Origin of the sequence: Pyxidicoccus fallax, from assembly GCF_012933655.1 — a bacterium.
In the GTDB taxonomy this organism is placed as follows: Bacteria; Myxococcota; Myxococcia; order Myxococcales; family Myxococcaceae; genus Myxococcus; species Myxococcus fallax.
The window spans coordinates 1-22500 of record NZ_JABBJJ010000036.1; the positions used below are offsets into that span (position 1 = coordinate 1).

A 22500-nucleotide genomic window follows, 5' to 3' on the forward strand; every position below is an offset into this window, starting at 1 on the left:
TGTGTATAAGAGACTGCTCCCGGAGAAACAGCGGCTGCCGAGCCAGGCCTTGTTCCTGATGGGCACCGGGGCACTGCCTCTCGCGGGCATCGTGCTGGTGATGCAGGCGGCCCTGCCGGAGCGCTTCCCCTCCCTGTTGGAGCTGGCGCTGCTGGCGCCGGTGCTCACCGGGGCCCCGTCGGACTTCTTCCCGCTGTCCGCGTGGATGCTGGCGCTGCTGCCCTGGGGGTTGGTGGCGCTGGTCTTGGGGATGGGACACGAGCTGGCGCGGCGGGCCCGGGCCTCCTTGGATTGGGGAGCGCTGGAGGGCATCGCGCTGACGCTCGTCCCTGGAGTGCACCTGGTGGGCGGGCCGCGCGTCCTGGGCGAACTGGGGCGGGTCGCCGAGTCCCAGGACTCCGGGCTCGACCTGCGATTGAAGACGAAGAGCGTGGTGGCCGTGGTGCTCCACGTGGCCGCGGTGGCCCTCGCGGTCGTCGCCTTCCGTGGCGCCGAGAACCCCTCCCTGTTCCTGGCGGCCTCGGTGGCGAAGGCCCTGTCGGTGGCGGCCTTCGCCGTGGTGCTTGCCGGGCTGGGTCAGGCGCTGCTCGCGTTGAAGCGCGCCGGTGAGGCGCCCGGGGCAGCGCACACGCGGATGCGCACGGCGGCGCGCGTGGGAGGCGTTGAGCACCCGCGCATGGCTGGCGTGTGGGCCGGCGCGCTGGGAGTCACCGGGGTGCTGCTCGTGGGCGGGGGCTTCGCGCGAAGCGAGGCGTGGGCGTGTGGCGAGGGGACGCGGACGCGGCGCACGGTGGGAGAGAACGGCTCGCGGACGAGCGCGTGCGTGCTGCCGGATGGCCGGCGACAGGGGCCCGAGCAGGTGCGCACGCCGGACGGGCGGCTGCTCGCGAGCGGCGAGTACCAGGAGGGACAGCCTCACGGCACCTTCCGCACGTGGAGCGAAGCGGGCGTGCCGTGGGAGGAGCGCGCCTACGCGCGAGGGCAGCCGCACGGGACGTGGAAGCTGTACGGTCAGGACGGGCGGCTCGCGATGGAGGAGGCGTACGTCGACGGCAAGCGGGAGGGCGCGAGCACGACGTTCCACGCCAATGGCAACCCGCGGTCCCGCAAGCACTACCAGAAGGGCGCGGCGCACGGCCGCCACGCGACGTGGTTCGCGTCGGGGCTGGTGGAGGTGGAAGGCGCGTTCAACCAGGGCCGTCCCTCGGGCTGGTGGGTGCGGCGGGACGTGGAGGGGAAGCTGGTGAAGCAGTGGAGCGAGGGCGGCGGCGGCACGGCGGAAACCGCGGGCGTCGCGGCCGTCTTCGTGGGCGGCAGCTCGCTGGCCTCGTCACTGCCGCAGGGCGCGACCGAGGCGGAGGAGGTGCGCGGAGGCCACACGCGGCAGTGGTGGCAGGAGCGGCTCGCGCTGCTCCGGAGCAAGTCGGAGAAGGACCCGAAGGTGGCCGCGCTCTACCAGCTCACGCTGGAGCGGGCGCGGGCCAACGGCTTCGGCGTCGCCGAGAAGCCCGAGGGCGTGGAGCTGTCGCTGCAGCCCGCGCCCTAACGCGGAGCCGGGGCCGGCAGCACGGGGGCAATCTCCCGGCGGCAGGCCTCGTCGCACTCGGGGAAGCGGGTGAGGAACTCGGCCTGCTTCTGGCAGCGCTTCTCGAAGCCGCGCTTCACGCCCGCGTCCGTCAGGCAGGACTCGCGGATGCTGTCGCGCGTCTCCTGGAAGAAGGCGCCTCGCTGGGCGGGGGACATGGCGTTCAGCGCCCGGTTCTCTCCGCCCTGGAGGTAGAGCCACACGGTGCCGAGCAGCAACAGCACCACGCCCAGCACCAGCGCCTGACGGAGCCGCTTGTCACCGCTCGGGGGCGCGAGGTCCCGCGAGAAGATGTTGTCCTCACCACCACCATCCCCAGGCGGCGAGCCGCCGGCCATCATCCCGTTCAGGCGCATACCCCTTCCGTTTCACTTCAACGCGGGCCCCAATACCAGCACGACGTGTCCAGGGTGTGCACGAGCGTATTCCCGTCGAGACACCAGGCGGGGGTGCATTCCGACGCCCGGAGGTGTGCGCCCCAGGGCTCCCACGGAGACCGGGGGTGGGGAGCGTGCGAGGCCCCGCGCGGCCGGGCCGGTGATTGCGACGTCCGGCGGTCGTGCGGACCGTTCGGATGCAAGGACCCGAGACCAAGGAGCACAGCCGTGGACGTGATTGACCTGTTGATTCAGCAGCACCGCGAGGCCGACGCGCTGTTCGAGGCCTTCCGCAACACCCAGGACGACGCGAGCAAGAAGGAGCTGTGCATCCAGCTCGCGGAGGCGCTCACCCTGCACGCCACCATCGAGGAGCGCTGGATATATCCCGTCGCGCGCCGGGTCATCGGCGAGGACAAGATTCAGCACTCGGAGGAGGAGCACGGTGAGATGAAGCGGCTCATCGCCGACATGCTGCGCTCGCGCAACGACATGAACGCGGTGGGCGGCATCGTGAACGAGCTGGAGCGGGTGGTGAAGAGCCACGTCACGGATGAGGAGCAGAACGTGCTCCCGCAGTTCGGACAGAAGGTCACCGAGCAGGAGATCGGCATGTCCTGCAAGGACATCGTCCGCACCGCCTCCGACGTGCGCAAGGAGGAGATGAGCAAGCTGCAGGGCGAAGCGAGCATCTGAGGACCGGGGACGAAGCGAAGCACCCCTTCAGGGCACCCGACGGGCACACGTTCGGGGTGCCCTTTTGATTGGGAGCGAGGCACAAACGAGCGGCTACCTTCGATCCACTCCAGGACGCACGAAGCTTGCACTTGAGACGGATACCACCGACCGAGCAAGCGACAGCACCAAACGTCCCCAGTCCTTCAATCAACAAAGATCCCATCATTTCAAGTACTTACGATCCAGATCGACCACTCGCTGGATCGGCGTAACGATCGGCACTTGCAGTTACGTCAGCTGTAGGCATCATTAATCGTACGCAACGCACGCAATTAAGCGTCACTGCGGCCCTTGTGCCCCAATGGAGTGGAGCACACCTATGACCGAGCCCCAGCCCGATATCGCCCCCTCCTCCGCGCACAGTTCGGAGCCTGTCGCAGCTACCGAGGCGAGCCTGGGGCAGGTCCAGCAGCTCGCGAAGATCATCACTGAAACGCTTCAGGGGCAGGGGCCCCAGCCGCGCTTCACGCTTCTTGGGCCCAACCACGAAGCGCTTCCCGTCCCCAGGGACGTCCTCACGCTGCTGCAACAGCTCCTGGCCGTCCTCGCCTCTGGGGACACTGTCTCCATCGTCCCCATCCAGAAAGAACTCACGACTCAGCAAGCCGCCAACCTGCTCAACGTGTCGCGCCAGTACCTCGTACAGCTCCTTGATGAGAGAAAGATTCCATACCATCGTGTCGGCACGCACCGGCGCATCTATACCCAGGACCTGCTTGAGTACCGCAGCCGTCGCAAGATGGAGCGGCGTGCAAGATTCGCGGAGATGGTCCAGGAAACCCAGGAGGCCGGCGGATACCCAGAGCTGGATGAGTAACCCGGGCCTCTTCAAGACGCCTTGACTTGCTCTGGCAGATCAAGGGACGAGTGCATGCGTGCACTACGCCCCTTTCCCGGTTGTTCTCGACGCCAACGTCCTCATCCCGCTCACGCTTTGTGACGCGCTGCTGGGAGCGGCCGAGGAAGGACTAATCCAGATCTACTGGTCCGAGGAGATCCTGGAAGAGGTACGACGCAATCTCGTCGAGAAGATTGGTCTCACCGAGGCGAAGGCCGTGCGTCGCGTCTCGACTATGCGCGAGTTCTTCCCTCAAGCGATGGTCACCGGGTACGAGCAGCAAATGCGCGCCATGACTAATCATCCCAAGGACCGGCATGTCCTTGCAGTCGCAACCCATGTTGGCGCGCAGACTATCGTCACGAATAACCTGCGCGACTTCGGAGCCGAGCACCTTCCCCGAAGCATGCAGGCGCAAGATGCAGATACCTTTCTGCGGAACCTGCTCAGTCAGGCTCCAATCGTTATGATCGAGCTGTTGCGCTCGCAGGCAGAGATACGGAAGAACCCTCCCGTAACCTTCAAGCGACTGTTGGAGGGACTGGAAAAGTCAGTCCCGAAGTTCGTCGAGGAAGTCCGAGAGTTCCTCCCGCCTTCGCCCCTCGTGGACCACTGACGCTCACTGGCTCAACCGCTGCGGCAGGATGAACCAGAACGTGCTGCCCTGACCCGGCGTGCTCACCACGCCGATGTCCCCGCCGTGCGCCTGCACGATGTCGCGCGCGATGGACAGGCCCAGCCCGGCGCCTCCGGCCGGCGCGCCCGGCGCGCGGTAGAACTTCTCGAAGATGCGCGCCTGCTGCTCCGGGGCGATGCCCTCTCCGGTGTCCCGCACCTCGAAGCACATGCGCGCGTCCTCCCAGGACACGCGGACCTCCACCTCGCCTCCCGCGGGCGTGTGCTTCACCCCGTTGCCCACCAGGTTGCCCAGCCTCAGCCCCAGCCCCAGCCGGTCCGCGTCCACCTCCACCTCTTCCACGTCCAGCGCCACCTGCCTCGACAGCCGCACCCCGCGGCTCCTCGGCCACCGCCCGCTGCGAGTCCAACGCCGCGTCCACCAGCGCCTCGGCCCGCACCCGGCGCACCTCCAGCTCCAGCCGCCCCGCCTGGATGCGCGACAGGTCGAGCAGGTCGTCCACGATGCCCTGCAGGCGCTCACAGTCCTCGCGCGCCGCGAAGAGCAGGTCCGCCTGCTTCTCCGTCACCGCGCCCATCACGCCCTCCGCCACCAGATGGATGGCCATGCGCAGCGACGTCAGCGGCGTGCGGAACTCGTGCGCCACCGTGGCCACCAGGTCGTGCTTCAGCTCGTCGAAGCGCCGCAGCCGCGTCACGTCCTGGAGGATGACGGTGGCGCCCACCACTTCGCCCGTCTTGCCGTACACCGAGCTGCCTCGAGGCAGAAGCCACCGGTCGCCCTCGGACAGCGCCACCCGCACCGCCTCCTCGTAGCCCCGGGGCTGGTACGCCCCCCGGCCGCCCAGCACGTGCCCGCGCACCCGCTCCAGCACCTCGCGCGCCTCGGGCGACACCCGCCCGAGAATACCCCGACACCGAAGCATCGGTGGGTCGCGGTCGGTTGCCTCAGCATCCTGGCGCCCGTCTACATCGTCTACGGAGTGGAGCTCGAATACCGAGGGAAGGAACGGATCGGCCAGAAGGCCAGCCTCGGTCCCCTCCCTCCGGACACGCATCACGCGGCGGACATCATCGCCCGGAAGATGGAGACCCTGTTCGGAGCCACCGCCCTCTCAAGAGCGCTGGCACAGACTCGGGTTCCCCTCTTCGTCGAGTTCAAGGCGCCTCCGGAGACGATGCTCCTTCACACCCTCTTCACGAGCACCCCCGAGAGCGTGCCCTAACAAGCAACGTGCTCACTCCACCGTCTGCGCCTGCGACGCGCTCACTCCGTCTCCCGCCACCGTCACCGTGACGGCCCCCGCCTGCGCGGCCCGGAAGTAGAACACCGCCTCCTGGTGGGACGCCTCCAGCGTCAGCGCCCTGCCCGCTCCCGACGCCGGCAGTGCCTCCGTGCACGCCGCATCCGCGTAGAACGTCACGCCCGCGCTCTCGGTGCGCACCACCAGCGCGGACGAGGCCAGCGCCGACAGGTTGCCCGCCGCGTCCTGGCTCTGCACCACCAGCGCCCCCGAGCACGTCCCCGCCGCCACCCGCAGCTCCGGCGTGAGGAAGACCACCTCCGACGCAGCCTCCGCCACCACGTCCACATCGAACGTGACGCCCGACCGCGTCGCCCGGTCGTACCCCGGGCCGCTGATGTCGTTGCGGCTGATGACGTTGGCCCTGCCGTAGTCCGAGATGGCCGCCTGGTACATGCCGTTCGTCACCGCCGCGCTGCTCAGCCTGTTCTTCAGCAACTGGATGTTCGTGGGCTCCGACGGCGGCACCTCGCCCGTGGACAACTGTGACAGGTTGATGCCCACGTCGTTGTCCGCCAGCTCGTTATCCTGGATGACGACGTTCTTGCTCAGCGGCACGCCGTAGTACGACCCACCCACCACCACGATGCCCGAGGCGACATAGCCCGGGCCCGTGTACGCGTGGCCCCGCACCGTGTTGTCCACCACGCGCCCCGTGGCGCCGGAGCTCACCTGGATGCCATTGCGCGCGATGGCAGCCACCGGGCCACCGCCATCCAACGCGTTGCCCTCCACCGTCGCCACCACCCGGCCCGCCACCACGATGCCGCCCTTCTGGTAGCCCGACGCCTGGTTGCGCAGCACGTCCACGCGCACCGGCTCCGCCGCGTCCACCGCGTTCCGTACCTCGATGGCCGTGCCCTCCTGACATCCGCCCAGCGAGCCCTCCTGGACCAACTCCCGCACCTCGCTGCCCACAATGGAGCCGCTCGCGCCCTCCAGCCGGATACCGCTCAGCGCATCGGCGCCACCATCACAGGGACCGGCCCTCAGCCCGCGCGCCGCCACCGTCACGCCGCGCACGTGTGCCGTCGTGCCCCGGTTGCGCAGCACTGCGCCCCGGAAGCGGCCCCCTTGCGGGTCCTCCGCCGTCAGCACGCGCCCCGCGCCGTCGAAGGTGTACCCATCCGGGATGAACACCGTGCTCTCCGTCTCGCAGTCCGCGCCCAGCGTCACCGTCGCGTTCGCCATCGTGACGGTGCACGGCGGGAAGCGCCCGCACCGGCGGTCCCCCCACTGCACCGCGAAGGTGTGCGAGGCACTCAGCCCCGATGCATTCGTCACCGTCAGCCGCACCGTGGGCTCCACGCCCGCTGGCAGGCAGGACAGCGCCGTCCAGTCCACCTCACCCGAGTTCCCCGCCTGCACCGGCGTCCCGAGCAGCCCCGTGCTCGCCGTCCACGTGAAGTCCAGCGGCTCGTTCTGCGGGTCCGTCGCCGTGGCCCTCAGCCGCATCAACTGCCCCGCCTGCGCGCTCTGCGAGGGTTGCTCGGTGGACTCGATGATCGGCGGCGCCTTGCGCTCCACGCACAGCTCCACCGCCCCCTCGCGCCGGCCTCCGTACTCGTCACTCACCACCAGCGACAGCCGGCAGTTGTTGCACGCGGCCTCGGGCAGCCGCGTCGGCGTGAAGCTCGCCTGCGCCGCCGCCGGGTCATCGAAGGTGCCCTCGCACGTGGCCGTCCACGCGTAGGTGAGAGCATCCCCGTCATCGTCCACGCCCACCGCCTCGAGCGCCACCGGCGAGCCATCGCTCACCCTCGTGGGCTGCGCCGCCAGCTCCGCCAGCGAGGGCCAGCGGTTGAAGACGGCCTCTCCCCCGTCGCGCTCGACACCGACCGGCACCGGGAAGTCCAGCGTGGCCACCGCGCCCCGCGCGTCCGTCACCTGGAGCGTCAGCATCACCGGGCCCATCTCCACCGGGGCCGTCCACTCCGGCGCGGCAATCGTCTCATCGGAGAAGCTCCCGCCTGTGGCGCGCCACGCGTACGTCAGCGCCTCACCCGGGTTGGGGTCATGCGCCACGGCGCGCAGTTCCAGCTTCGCCCCAGGCCGAGGCACCGCGTCCCCGGCCACCACCGCATCAATGAAGGGCGCCGCGTTACCCGTGGGCTCTCCCGTCACGGGCGCCTGGGGCACCAGCACCACGCGCACCGGCCGGTGCCGCGGCAGCTCCACGTCCCGCACCTCCACCCGCGCCGACTCCGCGCCCGCCGGGTCGAGCACCGTCGCCCGCAGGGTGGCCCGCTCACCCGACTCCACGCCGCGCACCGAGATCTCCCACCCCGAGCCGCCGAAGGTCAGGTCCTCGCCAGTGCCGGCATCCGCGCCGCCCCCTGTGGAGAACTGCACACGCGACACGGCCTCGGCGGGCAGCGAGCGCGGCAGCGCCACCACCACCCGCGCCGACGCGGAGGGCTCCAGGTTGATGCCCTCCTCCTCTTCCAGATGGCAGCCAGTCGTGACCAGCACCAGCGCTCCCACCAGCAGCGCCAGGCGCTTCATGTCCGCTCGATACATGTCCGCGTCCTCTGTCCGGGGCCGAGACACGTCACGATATCGGCAAGTGCCCGACCTCCCAAGGAGCCGGCCCCGGCGGGCGAGCCTGCCCGGCTGTCCTCGGGGGCCGCTTCACGTCGGGGAGTCAACACCCGGGGCAGGCCTCACCAGGGGAACCTTCCCCCGGAGCCCCGAGCGGGGATGCGCGTGGAGCGTGGGCCCGCGAGCGCAGGCCTCTCGCCGCTCACCTCACGCCTTGCTGCCGGCGAAGCCTCCACCAAACGGCGAGAAGCCCCGCTTGCGCAGCGCCTCGCGCTCGGCCTTCAGCGCGGCCAGGGCCTCGTCGCGGTTGTTGTAGTGGTTCACCGCCGCGCCGTTGATGGCGCCGCTGGTGAGCACGAACATGCGCGTCATCTCGTCACCGCCAAAGCGGTACGAGCGGTGCGTGTAGCGCTCCAGCACCTCGCGGCGCTCCTTGCCGAAGACGCGGCCCGCGGTGAACTTCACCACCAGCCCGTCCAGGTTGATGAGCAGGTCCACCTTGCCGGCGTACTTCGACAGGTGCTCCTCCACCTCGCGCCGCCAGCGCTGGACGTCCGCCTCGTTCGTCAGGACGCAGTCCGTGAAGTGGGCCGTGACGACGTCATTCTGCGCGTCGTACTCGAAGTTCATGCTCCAGGCCATCGCTGCTACCTCCTCGTGCCTTGGATGGCGCTCGACTCAGGCCGGCGCGGAGCCGGCGAGGAACGCGGAGATCATCCCCGCCAGCTCCGCCGGACGCTCCACCTGCGGGTAATGGAAGGCGCCCGGCAGGTACGCCAGGCGCGCGCGGCGGATGGGCTTCACGATGGCGTCCCGCAGGAAGGCATGCGGCAGGAAGGCATCGTCCGTGCCCACCACCAGCGTGGGCGCCGTAATCGCGGAGAGCTTGTCCGCGAAGCCGCCCGCGGTGAACGCGTCGAAGTTGCTCTCGATGGCCGGCGCGCACGTGTTCGCCGCGTCCTTCAGCATCTCCTCCGCCAGCTCCGGCGCGAGCTTGTTGGTGCAGAGGGTGACGATGGTGAGCTGCTTGTCGCGGTTGCCCGCCGACGTGCGGAACAGCGCCGCCGCGTCCGGGGGGAACGGAATGCCCGACGCCGGCACCGAGTTCACCAGCATCAGCGCCTCCACCCGCTCCGGCACCTGCGCCGCCACCCACTGCGCGAGCTGGCCGCCCATGCTGTGGCCCACCAGCGTGAAGCGCTTCGCCCCGGCCGCGTCCGCCACCGCCAGCACGTCCTGCGCCAGCCCCTGCAGCGTGTAGCCGCTGGTCGGCTTCCCCGACTGGCCCGTGCCACGGCCATCCGGAATCACCAGCCGCAGCCCCGTCAAATCCAGCCGCTCCACCAGCGAGTTCCACACGGCGCCGGACACCATCCACCCGTGCACGAACACCACCGTGCGCGGTCCATCTCCGATGACGCGATAGTGCAGCGAAGTCCCGTCAGACGCGGAAGTCGTGGGCATTCAGGTCTCCTCGGCGGCGCAGGATAAAGCAGTGGTGAAGAAATGTGCAGAACTGAAAGCAAGCCACGACTCCAGGACGCGTGCAAAGGGGCCTATGTAGGCGCCGTCCCCGAGTGAAGCGGCTCGCACGGAGCATGCGCGGACCTGAAGCGCCGTTCAGTCTTGAACACCGGGCCGCGTGGCCGTTGGGCGGTGCGCGAGGTCCGGGCCTCCTTGCTCGCCCAGCCACCCGGCCCGGGGCTCTGGCAGACTCCGCGCCCTCATGGCGGATGAACGGGACGGGACGGGCGGCGCTCCATCGGAAGGGCCTCGGCGCACGGTGTACTGCGAGGACGCGCTGGCGTGGCTGGAGGCGCGGCCGGTGCTGGAGGGGTGCTCGGCCATCGCGTCGCTGCCGGACGTGTCCGAGTTCCCCTCGCTCACGCTGGCCGAGTGGAAGGCGTGGTTCCGGCGCGCCGCGGGGCTCGTGGCCTCGCGCGTGCCGCCGGACGGGGTGGTGCTCTTCTACCAGACGGACGTGAAGCAGGAGGGCGCCTGGGTGGACAAGGGCTACCTCGTGGCGCGCGCCGCGGAGGACGCCGGCTGCGAGATGCTCTTCCACAAGGTGGTGTGCCGCCGCGCGCCGGGGACGGTGACGTTCGGCCGGCCCGCGTACTCGCACCTGCTGGCCTTCTCGCGCGGGGTGCGCGTGGACATGGGGAAGTCCACGCCGGACGTGCTGCCGGAGGCGGGCGAGGTGACGTGGACGCGCGGCATGGGCGTGGAGGCCTGCCTCGTCGCGTGCCGCTTCATCCTGGAGCACACCGCCACGCGCACCGTGGTGGACCCCTTCTGCGGCCACGGCACGGTGCTCGCCGTGGCGAACGCGCTCGGGCTGGACGCGGTGGGCGTGGAGCTGAGCCGCAAGCGGGCGCGCAAGGCGCGCAACCTGCGCGGCGAGTGGCACGAGGGGAAGCTCGTGCTCGCCGGCGCGGGCGGCACCGGAGCCCCGGAGGACTCCGGCGCGGAGTGACACGCGCTAGTTCGCCGTCGGGAGCGTCCGCTCCGGCCGCGCGGTGTCCGTCACGGGAAGCGGCACGGCCTGGAGCTCCCGGGCGACGGCCGCTTCCAGCTCGCCGATGAAGGCGCCGAAGAGCCGCTCCTCCAGCGCCAGCGCCTCGTCCAGCGACGCGCCCACGGCGGACAGGCGCGCCACGCACGCGTCCTCGATGGTACGCCGGTGGCCCTGCTCCTCGGTGACGACGCGGCCCAGCTCCTCGCGCACGCCCGGGTGACGGGAGGCCGCCTTGTAGAGGGGGTAGAGCACCATGGCGCGGCGCTCGATGGCCGTCGTGGTGAGCAGGTAGTGGAGGTACACGTCCGGAGCGCCCGTGTGCGCCGTGGCCCAGGCGGCCAGCTCGTGGTCCAGCGCCTGGAAGTAGCGGCCCGCGGCCTCCGGACAGAGGAGGCCCGTGATTTCGGCGCCGGCCACCTCGGCCGACAGGCGCTTGAAGGCGAAGGCATGGCGCGTCTCGTCCGCGAGGTGGCCCAGCACCTCCAGCGACGGATGACGGTCCGCCACGGTGCGCGAAATCTTCCGCGCTCCAATGAACTCCATCAGGGACAGGGTGTGCAGCCAGCGCGCCTCGACTTCGGGCACCTGGGAGAGCTGGCGGAGCACGGCCTGGATTCGGTCACGCATGGCGCCGCCGTGTAGCGCGCCGCCACGCTCCGTGCGAGCACGAAGACGCTCGGGTGCTCGCTCGTGGGGCGTATCGGTGGAAGCGGCCGCCGGGACGCCCCTGTTTTCAGGAGGGCCGGGTCTCCGGTGAGTCACGTGTCAGGCCGGCGGTCGCGGTGCTACAGAGGGCTCGCCACGCGGTGCCGCCACCGCGCTCTCCAGGGGGAACGACTCCATGCTCACGCTGCCCACCACGCTCCTGCTGCTCGCCGCCGCGCCCTCCCCGCAGCTCCACGAAGGACTGCCCGCGGGCTTCCAGGTCGATGGGAAGCTCGACGAGTGGAAGCAGCCGCCGTCGCTCGCGCTGGGCGCGGGGAATCAGGTGGCGGGCGAGATGAAGGTGGCCTCGCCGGCGGACCTGTCCGCGAAGGTGTGGCTGGCCATGGATGCCCAGGGCCTCGTCATCGCCGGCGAGGTGATGGACGACAAGGTGCAGCTCACGAATCCGAAGCGGGACATCAACGCCGACCACGTCGAGGTGTGGCTCGCGCTGCCGCAGCCGAAGATGCCGCCGCTGGCCTTCATCAGCCATGTGGACGAGCACCGCGTCACCAAGGAGTCCGACTGCGCGAAGGCGTCCCCGGAGGACCCGGCGAAGTGCAAGACGTGGTTCAAGCAGCAGACGGCGCGGCGCAAGCAGATGCAGGCGGACCTCGTCGCGCAGTACGGCCTGACGCCGAAGGGTGTGGTGCGCTTCGGGCTGAATGGCACCGTGGGGCAGGCGCGCTATGAGCCCTTCCCCGGCGGCTACCGCTTCGAGGCGCTCATCCCCACGAGCGCGTTCCCCCGCACGGCCCAGGCGCCGCTGAAGGACGTGCGCGTGCTGGTGGACCTCGTGGACAGCGACGAGGGCGGCGTGAAGCAGGAGACGTTCCTGTCGTCGTCTCCGAAGCGGAAGTTCGGTGACGCGTCCACGTTCCACGCGGTGGCGCTGAAGAAGCCGCTGCGCTTCGGGAAGTGGCCGGAGCTGCTGGAGCGGGCGCTGAAGGAGCAGCCGGGAGCGTCGTACGCGCCGGGGCCGGACGCGGATGCGCTCCAGGTGTGGCTGAACCCGGCGGTGGCCTACCAGTTCGTGCCCGACTCCCCGAGCCCCGACGTGGTGCAGGTGGACCTGGGCTCGGTGACGAGCCTGGGCAAGGTGGGCGACGTGGAGCTCGTCTCCGTGCCCGCGGTGGCGGATGCGATGGGCACCGTGAGCCGGTGGGTGGTGTCCCGCAGGGGGCAGACGATTCTGGGGACGCAGGACGTGGGCCGGGACCAGGTGAAGGTGGTGCAGCGCGCGCCGGGGATGCACGTGGTCCAGGTGTACGACGGCCCCAACAACCCCATGGGCAGCGGCGCGTGCGGCGCGTGCCCGCTGGTGTACTTCAATCACTTCACGATGGACGCGCAGGGGAAGTTCTCCAAGCCGGAGAACCTCCAGGGCGCGGGCGGCCTGATGGGCAACCCGGTGGAGTGGACCGCGGACGAGGCCCTCACGCGCATCGAGGCGTTCGAGGTGGAGGAGGACGCGAACGGCAAGCGCGGCGAGAAGCGGCTCGCCACGCGCCACACGTTCGACGCGAAGACGGGGAAGTACAAGACGGAGACGTTCGAGGCGCCCGAGCCTTCGGGCGTGGCGGAAGACCAGCCGTGAGCCGGCGGTGACGCGTCCCCGCGTCAGTCCACTCCCTCCGGAACCTCCGCGACGGCCGGCTTGGACGTCGCGGAGCTGCCCGCGGACGCGAGGATGACGCAGCCGATGGCCGCCCACTGAATCACCGTCAGCTGCTCGCGCAGGAACACCAGCCCCGACAGCGCCGCGAGCGCCGGCTCCAGGCTCATCAGGATGCCGAACGTCCTCGCCGGCAGCCGCTTCAGCGCAATCATCTCCAGCGAGTACGGCAGCGCGCTCGACAGCACCGCCACCGCCAGCGCCATGGGCAGAAGTGACACGTCCAGAAGCTGCGTCCCCGCGCGCGCCACCCCGAAGGGACACACCAGCAGCGCCGCCGTCACCATGCCCAGCGACGTCGCCGTGCCGCCGTGCACCGACGCTCCGGCCCGCTGGCCGAACAGGATGTAGAACGCCCAGCACGTGCCCGCCACCAGCGCCCAGAAGACGCCCACCCAGTCGAGCGCCTTCGAACTCTCCGCCAGCGGCAGAATCATCAGGATGCCCGCCACCGCCAGGAACGCCCACACGAAGTCGATGGGCCTGCGCGTCGACAGCAGCGCCACCGCCAACGGCCCGGTGAACTCGATGGCCACCGCGATGCCCAGGGGGATTCGCTCCAGCGCCAGGTAGAACGTCATGTTCATCCCCCCCAGCGCCGCCCCGTAGACGACCACCACCCACAGTTCCTTGCGCGTGAGCTTCCGCCGCCACGGACGCCAGAAGGCCAGCAGCATCAACGCCGCGAAGAACACCCGGAGCGTCGTCACCCCCTGCGCGCCGATCAGCGGAAACAGCCGCTTCGCCACCGACGCCCCCACCTGGATGGAGGTCATCGCCACCAGAAGTGTCAGCACCGCGACACTCACAGGGCTCAACATCGTCCGGACTCGAGACATTTGCGCCGCACCTTCGCACGCCGCGCGCACGCGCCCTACGCCCATCGCGTCCCCACGGACCTGGGGGCACACCCCACACGTGTCCACCGCCCGGCATTCCTCGCGACTTCCGGGAAGGCGGAAGGCGCTGGACAACACTCCCGCGACCCATGGGTTTGACGGGACTCTCGCGGTACCGCTTTGCTCCGGTGAAGAGAGAGAAGGCGCGGTGTCAGGGCATCACGACACCGCGAGGCATCCACGGCTGTGCCTGGTTTCCGGGGGGCAACCAGCATGAAGCCTCGAGACACCCATCCACCAACGTCCACGCTCCGGCCGCCTCACGGCCGAGTCGGCCGAGCACCACTCACGCGGGACCCACACCAGGGCTCCTTCCACACCACCGGGTCATCCCCATACCGGACCGCGCCACCCCCGCGCGCGGAAGGCCGGGGGGGCGACTGCGGACGGAGGAACCTTGTACAACGCCGACAGGGGCCGCGTGACGCGGCTCCCTGGGGGGGTACCACAGTGGACGGCTACAACGACATTCTCGGGCCGCGCATCGTCACCATCGACCTGGCCAGCGCGTTGGGGGACTACATCCTCCGCACGCAGGAACTGGGCGCGGTGGAGGGCGCACGCGGCGCGCTCGAAATCAATCCGGCCCTGCGGCCGGTACTGGAGGCGCTGCACCACGTCCTCGCTGGCGGAGAGGTGGAGGTGCGCATCACCCGCGCCGGCAATCCGGACCTCGTCGAGGAGCTGGGCCGCCGGGCCGCGCGGGCCATCCAGGAAGCCAACCTGCTCCACCTGACAGCGGGCATCTACCCCACCGTCACGGTATGAACCGACGCAACGCCGTCACGTCGTCCTTCCGTCGCTGGACACGCTCGCAGGACGCGGCCGAGGTCCTGACCGCGTCCAGCGTGGGTCCCTGGCTGGTGCTCACCACCTTCGTGGTGGGCCTGCTGGCCGTGGCGGCGTGGGCGCCGGGCGCGCGCCTGTTCTTCGGCATCCCCTTCGGCATCGGGCTGTTGTGCGCCACGCCCATGCTGGTGACGGGGCTGCTCTTCTCCGTCGTCCACCGCCGCCGCCAGCGCATCGAGCCCTGGGGCTGGCTGTGGCTGGCCTTCGGCGTGGCCGCCATGCACTTCTTCGTGGCGGCCCTCATGGCGCTGTCCGCGCTGCCGGGCGCCACCGTCATCGCCTCGCTCCTCCTCTTCACCACCGCGTTCCACGGCCGGCTGCACCGGGTGACGCCGCGCCAGCCCTTCCTCGCCGTGGGCACCGCGCTGGCGCTGCTGGCGGCCCTGCAGCTGCGCGACAGCGACGAGCACCTGGCCCTCTTCGGCGTCATCGGCCCCGCGGCGCTCACCGCCGAGCTGTACCTGGGCTCCTTCGCCATGCAGCACGACAAGGCCCGCTCGGACGCGGAGCGCCTGCGCGCCGCCGTGCACGCGCAGCTCCTGGAGCAGCAGGAGCGCGACGTGGGCCGGCTGTCCCAGGCCCTGGGTGAAATCCTCGGCTACCACCATGACCTCGACAACGCGCTTCAGAACGCCAGCAGCGCGGCGGACATGCTGGCCGTCATGGGCGTGCAGCGGCACCCGGCCGCGCGCGCCGAGTTCGACGAGCGGGTGAAGCAGCTGCGCGTCAGCCTGGCGCAAATCAAGGAGCGGGTGACGGAGATCCGCGCCAAGGGCCGGCGCCACGCCGGCTCGGACCCGGAGCCGGTGGAGCTGACGCCGGTGCTGGAGTCGGTGCAGGCCAGCGTGGGCCTGCGCTTCCCGGACGTGGACATCCACGTCGAGGTGGAGGACCAGCCGCCGCCCCGGGTGCTGATGCGCGGCGGCGCCCCCACGCTGCGCCGCGTGGTGGAGAACCTGGTCCTCAACGCGTGCGAGGGCGACGGCGAGAATGGCGCCGAGCAGGTGCGCATCCGCGCCCGCGTGGAGCCCCTCAGCGGACGGCTGGAGGTCGTCATCTCCGACGACGGACCGGGCTTCACGGCGAGCCACCCCGCCGGCCCCTCCCAGGAGCTGTTCACCACCAAGCCCCAGGGCACCGGCCTGGGGCTCTACACCAGCGAGTGCCTGCTGCGCGCCAGCGGCGGCATGTTGCACCGGCAGAACGCACCCGGCGGCGGAGCCCTGCTGCGCGTCGTGCTGCCCAGGGAGTACCGATGAGCGCGGGAGCCCTCTACCAGGAAGCGCTGCGCGTGCTGCGCCGCATGGAGCTACCGGACGTGGCCGAGCGCGACGTGCTCGCCACGCTGGAGGCGGGCCAGCCCGGGCCGCTGCCCCTCTTCTACGAGGCGGGCGCCGAGGCCGGCCTGCCCCGGCCCGTGCTGCTCTCGCGCGGCGTGGGTCTCTTCTTCTGCTTCTGCGCGGGCAACCTCGCCGACGACCTCATCGACGGCGAATGCACCTACCACGCGCAGCCCGTGCGGGTGGGGCCGTGCGTGCAGTTCCTCCTGCAGAACCTGGCTTTCGCCACGCTGGCGGGTCCAGACGCGCGGGTGCCGGCGCCGGTGCTCGCGGACGCCATGCGCACGCTGGCGCTCGCGGCCGGGCCCCAGGCGCTGGAGGTGCGCGCCCGCGAGTGGACGGCCCCGCTGTTCCGCCAGGTGGCCGAGGGCATCGCCGGGCAGCAGTGGGAGGCCTACCTGCGCGTGCTGTGGGCGGGCTCGGTGCTGGAGCCGCGCGCGCCGGAAGCGGGGCGCGCGCTGGGCGTGGCCGCGCACGTGGTGGAGGACATCCGCTCGCGCGACGTGCGCTTCACCAGCATGCCGCCCGAGGACCGCAACGTGGTGGTGGGCTGGGCCCGCGGCGCCGTGCAGGCGCTGCGCCGGCACGACCTGCGTTGCCTGGACGCGGCCCTGCGCCGCATCGAACCGATTCTCCCGGAGGTGGAGTCATGAGGGCAGAAGCCCCGAAGACCGAGGCGCGGCGTGACGAGGTGGCCGGGTATTACGACGAGAAGACGGAGCGCATCCTGCGCCGCTATGGCCCGGGGCCGCGCGTGCACTACCACTCCGGACTGGTGGACGCGCTGGCCCCACCGGGCGCGCCGGAGGACCAGGTGCGCGCGCAGGTGCACGCCGCCCAGGAGGCGCTGCTGGCGGAGCTGGCGCGCGCGGTGGGCCACTTCCCGGACGGCGGAGACGTGCTGGACGTGGGCTGCGGCCTGGGCGGCGGCTCGCTGTACTGGGCCATGGAGCACCACGCGCGGGTGACGGCGGTGACCAACGTGCCCGCGCACGCGGACCTGGTACGTGGCTTCGCGGAGGTGGCCGGCGTGGGCTCGCGGGTGCGGCCCCAGGTCTGCGACGCGCTGGCGGTGCCGGGCCGCGCGTGCTTCGACGCGGTGGTGGCGGTGGAGAGCGCGTGCTACCTGCCGCGCGCCGACTGGTTCCGCCGCGTGCGCGCGCTGCTCAAGCCCCAGGGCGTGGTGGCCATCGCCGACTGCTTCCTCGGGCGGCCGGAGCTGGCCGGACCCTTCGACCGGTACTGGCGCACGAACATCGGCTCGCTGGACGAGTACCTCTCCGCCGCGCACGCCGCGGGGCTGGAGCTGGAGGTCCGCGACGACGTGTCCTCGCGCGTGGTGGGCTTCTGGTCCCTCACCCTGGAGCTGATGGCCCACGAGCGCGCCGCCGCCAGCGGCATGCACCCGCTGCGCGCGCTCGCCCAGGCCACCCGCGGCGAGTCCAGCCGCGAGCACCTGCGACTCCAGCAGGCGCTGATGGACGGCGGGCTGGAGTACGCCCTGCTCGTGCTGCGCCGCGCGGGCTGACGGCGCGCGGTGGACCTCCCGGAAGCAAGTGCCTGCCAGCCCGCCTGGTGACAGCACGGGCAGGCGACGGAGGCGGTTCGGACAGATGCCGCATGGCGCCATCGCCCCCAGCCTTTGGCCAGTCATTCCACGGGAGGCGGTACACTCATGAAGGCATTCAAGCGTTGGGTGGTGCTCGGGGCGGTCGCGGCGGCCATGACGGTGACCGGGTGCCAGAACCGCGGGCAGGAAGGCGGCACGGGCGGCGCGGGCGGCGCCGGCCAGGAAGGTTCCAGTACCGGCATGGAGGGCACCGGCGGATCCGGCGGCGCCGGTAGCACCGACATGCAGGGCACCGGCGGCTCCGGCGACATGGGCACCCAGGACCAGGGTTCCAGCCCGGACATGGGAGGCACGGGAGGGAGTGGCGCCCAGGGCGCGGGGAGCATGGGAGCCACGGACGCGGGCACCGGCGGCGCGGGTGACGCGGGCATCGGCGGCTCCGGCATGGGCGACGACATGGGTGGCTCCACCGGCGGCTCGGGCGGCGACGTGGGCGGCTCCACCGGCGGCTCGGGCTCCATCGAGAACGACACGGGCAGCAGCGGCACTGGCGCGGGCACCACGCAGCCCGACACCCAGCAGTAATCCCGCTCGGCCCACGTAGGGCCGTAAGGCGCCAGGGTCCGGGATCTTCCCGCGCCCTGGCGCCCGCGCGCGCGTCTAGAGCAGCGGCTCCAGGGCGGCGAGCAGCCGGTCCGCGTCCTCCGGCGTGTTGTACAGGTGCGGCGCGACGCGCAGGTTGTCACCGCGCACGCTGACGTGGATGTCCTGCTCGGCCAGGCGCCGCGCCACCACGGGCGCATACCCGCCCCGGCGTCGCAGGCCGATGAGATGCCCCACGCGGTTCGCCTCGGGGGAGACCTCCAGCCGCAACGCGGTCGCGCCCCGCGCAATTCGGTCCGTCAGCCCGCGCAACGTGCGCTGCAGGTCCTCCACGCCCCACGCCAGCAGTTGCTCCAACGCGGCCGCGGCCATGGGGACGAGCTGGAAGTTGCTGCGCTCGCCCACGTCGAAGCGGCGCGCCCCGGGCTGGTACGTGTCGCGGTAGTCCACCAGCCGTGAGAATTCCTCACTGCCCTGGCGGAGCAGCCAGTTCTGCTCCAGCGGCACGCCCTCGCGATGCTGGGGCGCGACGTAGAGGTAACCCAGGCTGTAGGGCCCCATCAGCCACTTGTATCCCGCGGACACCAGGAAGTCCGGCCGCACGGCGGCCACGTCCAGCGGCAGCGCGCCCACCGACTGCGTGCCGTCCACCACCAGCGCCGCGCCCACCTCGCGCGCCCGCGCCCCCACGCGCACCAGGTCCACGAAGGCGCCGTCCGTCCAGTGGCAGTGCGGCACCGCCACCAGCGCGCAGCGCGAGTCCACCTCCGCCAGCACCGCGCGCGTCCAGTCCCCGTCCTCCGGCCGCGCCACCGTGACGACGTGGGCCCGAGCGCGGCGCGCCAGCTCGCGCCACGGGTAGAAGTTGGAGGGGAACTCCTCCGCCAGCACCACCAGCGTCTGCCCCTCGCGCACGCGCAGGTTGGCCGCCGCCACCGCCGTGCCGTAGCTCACCGAGGGCACCAGCGCCACGCCCTCCGCGTCCGCGCCCACCAGCCGCGCGAAGAGGCCCCGCAGCGCCTCCGAGCCGGTGAAGAAGTCCTCCGGCTTCACGCGCCAGGGTCGCGCCTTGAGGTCCAGCGCCGCCTCGCCCGCCGCCCGCACGGAGCGGAGCTGCGGGGACATGTACGCGCAGTTGAGGTACGTGACGCCGTCGGGAATCTCGAAGAGGTGACGCTGGCTGGGGATGGACACGGGGGGCTTGCTATCGTGTTGCATCTGGGGAACGCAACCGGGGGAGCTGCTTGAGCACGCGTCGGTGGATGTCGGGATGGGTCGTCTTCGGAGCGCTCGTGCTCGTGGCGTGGGGGCTCCTCCACGGCAGGTGGGGGACGGAGGCGCCCGCTGGGACTCCCACGCTCCAGGCCCGGGGCGGCACGCCCGCCTCCCCTGCTTCCCGGACCCGCGCGTCACCGCGTCTCAGCGGCACCCTGAGCATCCACGGCACCGTGGTGGACCTGCACGGCACCCCCATGGCCGGGGTGCGCGTCACCGCCTCGTGGCCGGAGCCCGGGCAGACGCTGTCCGGGCTGCCCTGCCCCGAGAGCACGCGGGAGCCGCATCAGGACCCCAGGGACCCGAGCACCCGGAACCGGAAGCTCCCCGACTGCGTGTACGGCATGGCGGACGTCATCATCGACCTCGTCCGCGCGCGCGAAGGCGAGGCCCCGCTCCATGGCGAGGCCACCACCGGCCCGGACGGGACGTTCGTCCTCGAGGGACTTCCCGAAGGTCCCCAGATGCTGTGGGCGCTCGGAGAGCGCGGCGCGGCGGTGCGCTCCGGCGTGCCCTCCGGCGCCCAGGGCGTGGAGCTGGTGCTGCAGCCGGGCATCCAGGTGGCGGGCACCGTCCTCGGAGGGGACGAGCCCCTCGCCGGGGCCACCGTGACGGTGGTGTCCCTCGATTCGTCGACGCGCTTCTTCGACACGACCAGCGGCGCGGATGGCCGCTTCCGCGTCGGCCCCCTGCCGCGCGACCCGTACCTCATCCTCATCGAGAAGGAAGGCTGGTTCCCGGTGCTCACCGACACCCGGGACGGAACGATGATTCACCTGCGCCGCTCGAGCCGGCTCTCCGGCCGGGTGGTCTCCCAGGGGGCTCCCGTTCCCGGCGCCGAGGTCCGGGTGTCCGAGGGCAACGGCATTCCGCGCGACGACGCGCGCCGGCTCACGGCGGACGCGCAAGGACGCTTCACGCTGGAGCTGCCCGCGGTAGCGCACACGCTCAGCGCCGCGCGCGACGGGCGCTACGCGCTCGCCCGGGTGGCGGAGGGCGACGCGTCTCCAGAGGTGGTGCTGGAGCTGGGCAGTGCCCTGCACGTGGATGGCCTCGTGACGGACGAGTCGGGACGGCCCGTGGCCGGCGCCACCGTGAAGATGCACACGAATGAGAAGTACATCACCACTCTGAAGACCGTCTCCGGCGAGGACGGGCGCTTCCGCGTGGGACCCGCGGAGCCGATGACGTGGGACTTCACGGTGGGAGCGCCCGGGCACATCTACCTGGAGTTCATCGAACCGCAAGAGGTGACATCCGGCATGGCCCCCGTGCGGCTCGTGCTCACCCGCGCCGCCTCCGTCAGCGGTCGCATCACGGACGCCGAGGGCCACCCGCTCGCGGGACTTCCGCTCCAGTCCGTGCGGCCCGTCGAGCCAACGGAGGACGCGCCCGGGAAAGAGGAGCCGCAGGACCGCACCTGGACGGATGAGGAAGGCCGCTTCAGCATCGACGTCAGCGAGCCCGGGGACTACCGCATCGACGTCCGGGACACGCCCTTCATCGACGCCTCCTTCCCCGTCCGCGCACCCGCGAAGGACGTGCACCTCACGCTGAAGCGGGGCGCGTCCGTCGCGGGGACGGTGGTGGAGTCGAATGGACTGCCGCTGCGGGGCTGCTTCGTGGAGCTGTTGGTCCTCCATGAGGACGACACGGCGAGCCTGAAGCGTGCCGGGTCCACCGACGAGCAGGGGCGCTTCCTCATCCAGGGCGTGGAGCCCGGCCGCTACCGGCTGATGGCAACGCAAGAGGTCCCCGGCGTCACCCGCCAGACCTGGCGTGAGGTGGAGCTGAAGGAAGGTCCCCGGGCCCAGGTGGAGCTGCGGCTGGCGCCGGAGCGCACCTTGTCCGGCACCGTCGTGGACGTCGCGGGCAAGCCCGTGGAAGGCGCCTACGTCCGGGCCCGTGCGCTCGAGGCGTCGGAGGAAGGGCCGTCCTGGAGGAGGGGCCGCCGCGGCAATCGCTACCACGGGCCCGAGGGCTACGAGACGGGACCGGACGGCCGCTTCACCCTGCGCGGCCTGACGGAGGCGGAGTACGTCCTCAGCGCCTGGCTGAACCACCATGTCTTCGCCCCCGAGCGGTCCACGGGAGGCACACCCGGCGAGAAGGACGGGCTCCGGGTCGGAGCGGGCACGACGGAGGTGCGCCTCGTCCTCCAGCGGGAGCCCGTCATCACCGGCCGCGTGGTGGGCTCCGACGGCGCTCCCGTCACCCGGTTCCGGGTGCACGGACACCCCATGGAGGACCCGGGCGGTGCCTTCACCCTGCCCCTCCCGAGGCTGGACTCCGAGACGCTCATCATCCAGGCGGAAGGGCTTCCCCCACGACTCCTCGAGCTGCCGACCTCCAAGGGGGACGTGGTGGACCTGGGCGTGGTGCGGCTGGGCGGAGGCCGTAGGCTCCGCGGCCGCGTGTTGGACGCCGAGACGTCCGCGCCCGTCGACACGGCCCTGTTCACCCTCTTCGACCGCGCCGCCGACCCGGAAGTGGCTCCCCAGTATCCCCACGTCATCCTCGTCGGGGAAGCGGAGGAGGACGGCGTCTTCGACCTTCCCGCCGTGGACCTGGAGGCCTTCGACCTGGTCGTGCACGCGCCGGAATACCTCGGCCAGCAACTCACGCCGGCACCGGAGCAAGAGGAACTGACGGTGCGGCTGGACCCGGGCGCCCGCGTGGAGGTGACGGTGAAGGACCGCCGGGGCCGGCTGCTCGCCACGCACATCGAGTTCGAAGGCGACGAGGGCTTCCGTGTGCTGAGCACCGCCTCCCAGGGCCGGCGCGTCCAGCGCGGCCTGCCGCCGGATACCTATACGGTGAGCCTGGACGGCGAAGGCTTCGACGCCCGCCGCTTCCCCGACTTCCCTCCGCAACGCGTGGTGGTGCCCGCGAAGGGCACCGTCCGTGTCCTCTTCCAGGAGAAGGAATAGGAGGGACGCGCTAAGGGAGAACCCCAGGGGTCATTCCCGCGCCACCCGGCGGGGCGGCCCTATGACACCCGGGCAACGCGGGGCCGCTGTTGCCCCGACTACACCCGGTGTGGTGGC

The 22500-nt window shown here is 71.3% G+C and carries 21 protein-coding genes and 1 pseudogene; 13 read left to right on the top strand and 9 right to left on the bottom strand.

Annotated features, from left to right (window positions below):
- Nucleotides 1-1546 (top strand): toxin-antitoxin system YwqK family antitoxin (locus HG543_RS10510; RefSeq protein WP_211193842.1); only part of this gene is annotated, 1546 nt, incomplete at its 5' end.
- Here the strand turns inward: HG543_RS10510 and HG543_RS10515 are convergent.
- Nucleotides 1543-1941 carry a hypothetical protein gene (locus HG543_RS10515; protein ID WP_171817855.1) on the bottom strand — a complete coding sequence of 133 codons (399 nt, stop codon included), beginning with the start codon at nucleotides 1939-1941 and terminating at the stop codon, nucleotides 1543-1545. The genes HG543_RS10510 and HG543_RS10515 overlap by 4 nt on opposite strands.
- Nucleotides 1942-2190: 249 nt before the next feature.
- On the opposite strand from HG543_RS10515, the gene HG543_RS10520 reads away from it, so the two are divergent.
- The 3 genes from HG543_RS10520 (at nucleotide 2191) to HG543_RS10530 (ending at nucleotide 4154) form a co-directional block, all read left to right on the top strand.
- Entirely contained in the window at nucleotides 2191-2658 is a 468-nt protein-coding gene (locus HG543_RS10520) for a hemerythrin domain-containing protein (RefSeq protein WP_169344580.1), read from the top strand.
- Nucleotides 2659-3019: 361 nt separating this feature from the next.
- Nucleotides 3020-3517: a helix-turn-helix domain-containing protein gene (locus tag HG543_RS10525; protein ID WP_211193843.1), complete on the top strand. Its 498-nt coding sequence runs from the start codon at nucleotides 3020-3022 to the stop codon at nucleotides 3515-3517.
- Nucleotides 3518-3575: 58 nt separating this feature from the next.
- Nucleotides 3576-4154, top strand: coding sequence for a VapC50 family PIN domain-containing toxin (locus tag HG543_RS10530; RefSeq protein WP_169344581.1), 579 nt, complete (start codon nucleotides 3576-3578; stop codon nucleotides 4152-4154).
- 3 nt (nucleotides 4155-4157) lie between these two features.
- Here the strand turns inward: HG543_RS10530 and HG543_RS55155 are convergent, their stop codons facing one another.
- Nucleotides 4158-4547 carry a sensor histidine kinase gene (locus tag HG543_RS55155; protein ID WP_343073318.1) on the bottom strand — a complete coding sequence of 130 codons (390 nt, stop codon included), beginning with the start codon at nucleotides 4545-4547 and terminating at the stop codon, nucleotides 4158-4160.
- Nucleotides 4548-4698: 151 nt separating this feature from the next.
- Nucleotides 4699-5100: pseudogene (locus HG543_RS56760) on the bottom strand (histidine kinase dimerization/phospho-acceptor domain-containing protein); the annotation flags it as partial.
- Between HG543_RS56760 and HG543_RS10540 the strand changes: the two are divergent.
- Nucleotides 5026-5400, top strand: coding sequence for a hypothetical protein (locus HG543_RS10540; protein WP_169344578.1), 375 nt, complete (start codon nucleotides 5026-5028; stop codon nucleotides 5398-5400). The pseudogene HG543_RS56760 and the gene HG543_RS10540 sit on opposite strands and share 75 nt — an antisense overlap.
- 12 nt (nucleotides 5401-5412) lie before the next feature.
- On the opposite strand, the gene HG543_RS56250 is transcribed toward HG543_RS10540, so the two are convergent.
- The 3 genes from HG543_RS56250 to HG543_RS10555 all read right to left on the bottom strand — a co-directional run bounded on the left by HG543_RS56250 (nucleotide 5413) and on the right by HG543_RS10555 (nucleotide 9483).
- Nucleotides 5413-7998, bottom strand: a complete 2586-nt coding sequence (locus tag HG543_RS56250; protein WP_169344582.1) for a right-handed parallel beta-helix repeat-containing protein — start codon at nucleotides 7996-7998, stop codon at nucleotides 5413-5415.
- Nucleotides 7999-8226: 228 nt separating this feature from the next.
- Nucleotides 8227-8661 carry a hypothetical protein gene (locus HG543_RS10550; protein WP_169344583.1) on the bottom strand — a complete coding sequence of 145 codons (435 nt, stop codon included), beginning with the start codon at nucleotides 8659-8661 and terminating at the stop codon, nucleotides 8227-8229.
- 36 nt (nucleotides 8662-8697) lie between these two features.
- On the bottom strand, nucleotides 8698-9483 hold the full coding sequence (locus HG543_RS10555) for an alpha/beta fold hydrolase (RefSeq protein WP_169344584.1): 786 nt from the start codon (nucleotides 9481-9483) through the stop codon (nucleotides 8698-8700).
- 262 nt (nucleotides 9484-9745) lie between these two features.
- On the opposite strand from HG543_RS10555, the gene HG543_RS10560 reads away from it, so the two are divergent.
- Nucleotides 9746-10495 carry a DNA methyltransferase gene (locus HG543_RS10560; RefSeq protein ID WP_169344585.1) on the top strand — a complete coding sequence of 250 codons (750 nt, stop codon included), beginning with the start codon at nucleotides 9746-9748 and terminating at the stop codon, nucleotides 10493-10495.
- A 6-nt stretch (nucleotides 10496-10501) separates the two neighbouring features.
- Here HG543_RS10560 and HG543_RS10565 read toward each other — a convergent pair whose 3' ends face one another.
- A complete protein-coding gene (locus HG543_RS10565; protein WP_169344586.1) occupies nucleotides 10502-11164 on the bottom strand; it encodes a hypothetical protein in 663 nt (220 codons plus the stop codon).
- Between the two features lie 214 nt (nucleotides 11165-11378).
- On the opposite strand from HG543_RS10565, the gene HG543_RS10570 reads away from it, so the two are divergent.
- A complete protein-coding gene (locus HG543_RS10570; protein ID WP_169344587.1) occupies nucleotides 11379-12839 on the top strand; it encodes a DOMON domain-containing protein in 1461 nt (486 codons plus the stop codon).
- A 23-nt stretch (nucleotides 12840-12862) separates the two neighbouring features.
- Here the strand turns inward: HG543_RS10570 and rhtA are convergent, their stop codons facing one another.
- On the bottom strand, nucleotides 12863-13801 hold the full coding sequence (rhtA, locus tag HG543_RS10575) for a threonine/homoserine exporter RhtA (protein WP_343073319.1): 939 nt from the start codon (nucleotides 13799-13801) through the stop codon (nucleotides 12863-12865).
- 465 nt (nucleotides 13802-14266) lie between these two features.
- Between rhtA and HG543_RS10580 the strand changes: the two genes are divergently transcribed.
- From HG543_RS10580 to HG543_RS10600, 5 genes are all read left to right on the top strand, one after another.
- Nucleotides 14267-14584 (top strand): hypothetical protein, encoded by a 318-nt coding sequence (locus tag HG543_RS10580; protein ID WP_343073320.1) that lies wholly within the window; start codon nucleotides 14267-14269, stop codon nucleotides 14582-14584.
- Nucleotides 14581-15924, top strand: a complete 1344-nt coding sequence (locus HG543_RS10585; protein ID WP_169344589.1) for a sensor histidine kinase — start codon at nucleotides 14581-14583, stop codon at nucleotides 15922-15924. Before HG543_RS10580 ends, HG543_RS10585 begins: the two co-directional genes overlap by 4 nt.
- Complete coding sequence (locus HG543_RS10590) at nucleotides 15921-16658, top strand: hypothetical protein (RefSeq protein WP_169344590.1); 738 nt, start codon at nucleotides 15921-15923, stop codon at nucleotides 16656-16658. The genes HG543_RS10585 and HG543_RS10590 overlap by 4 nt, the downstream gene beginning before the upstream one ends.
- Nucleotides 16655-17533 (top strand): SAM-dependent methyltransferase, encoded by an 879-nt coding sequence (locus HG543_RS10595; protein ID WP_169344591.1) that lies wholly within the window; start codon nucleotides 16655-16657, stop codon nucleotides 17531-17533. The genes HG543_RS10590 and HG543_RS10595 overlap by 4 nt, the downstream gene beginning before the upstream one ends.
- 147 nt (nucleotides 17534-17680) lie before the next feature.
- Nucleotides 17681-18160: a hypothetical protein gene (locus tag HG543_RS10600; RefSeq protein ID WP_169344592.1), complete on the top strand. Its 480-nt coding sequence runs from the start codon at nucleotides 17681-17683 to the stop codon at nucleotides 18158-18160.
- Between the two features lie 75 nt (nucleotides 18161-18235).
- Here HG543_RS10600 and HG543_RS10605 read toward each other — a convergent pair whose 3' ends face one another.
- Nucleotides 18236-19396 carry an aminotransferase class V-fold PLP-dependent enzyme gene (locus HG543_RS10605; RefSeq protein ID WP_169344593.1) on the bottom strand — a complete coding sequence of 387 codons (1161 nt, stop codon included), beginning with the start codon at nucleotides 19394-19396 and terminating at the stop codon, nucleotides 18236-18238.
- 44 nt (nucleotides 19397-19440) lie between these two features.
- On the opposite strand from HG543_RS10605, the gene HG543_RS10610 reads away from it, so the two are divergent.
- Nucleotides 19441-22383 carry a carboxypeptidase-like regulatory domain-containing protein gene (locus tag HG543_RS10610; protein WP_169344594.1) on the top strand — a complete coding sequence of 981 codons (2943 nt, stop codon included), beginning with the start codon at nucleotides 19441-19443 and terminating at the stop codon, nucleotides 22381-22383.
- Nucleotides 22384-22500: the final 117 nt, after the last annotated feature.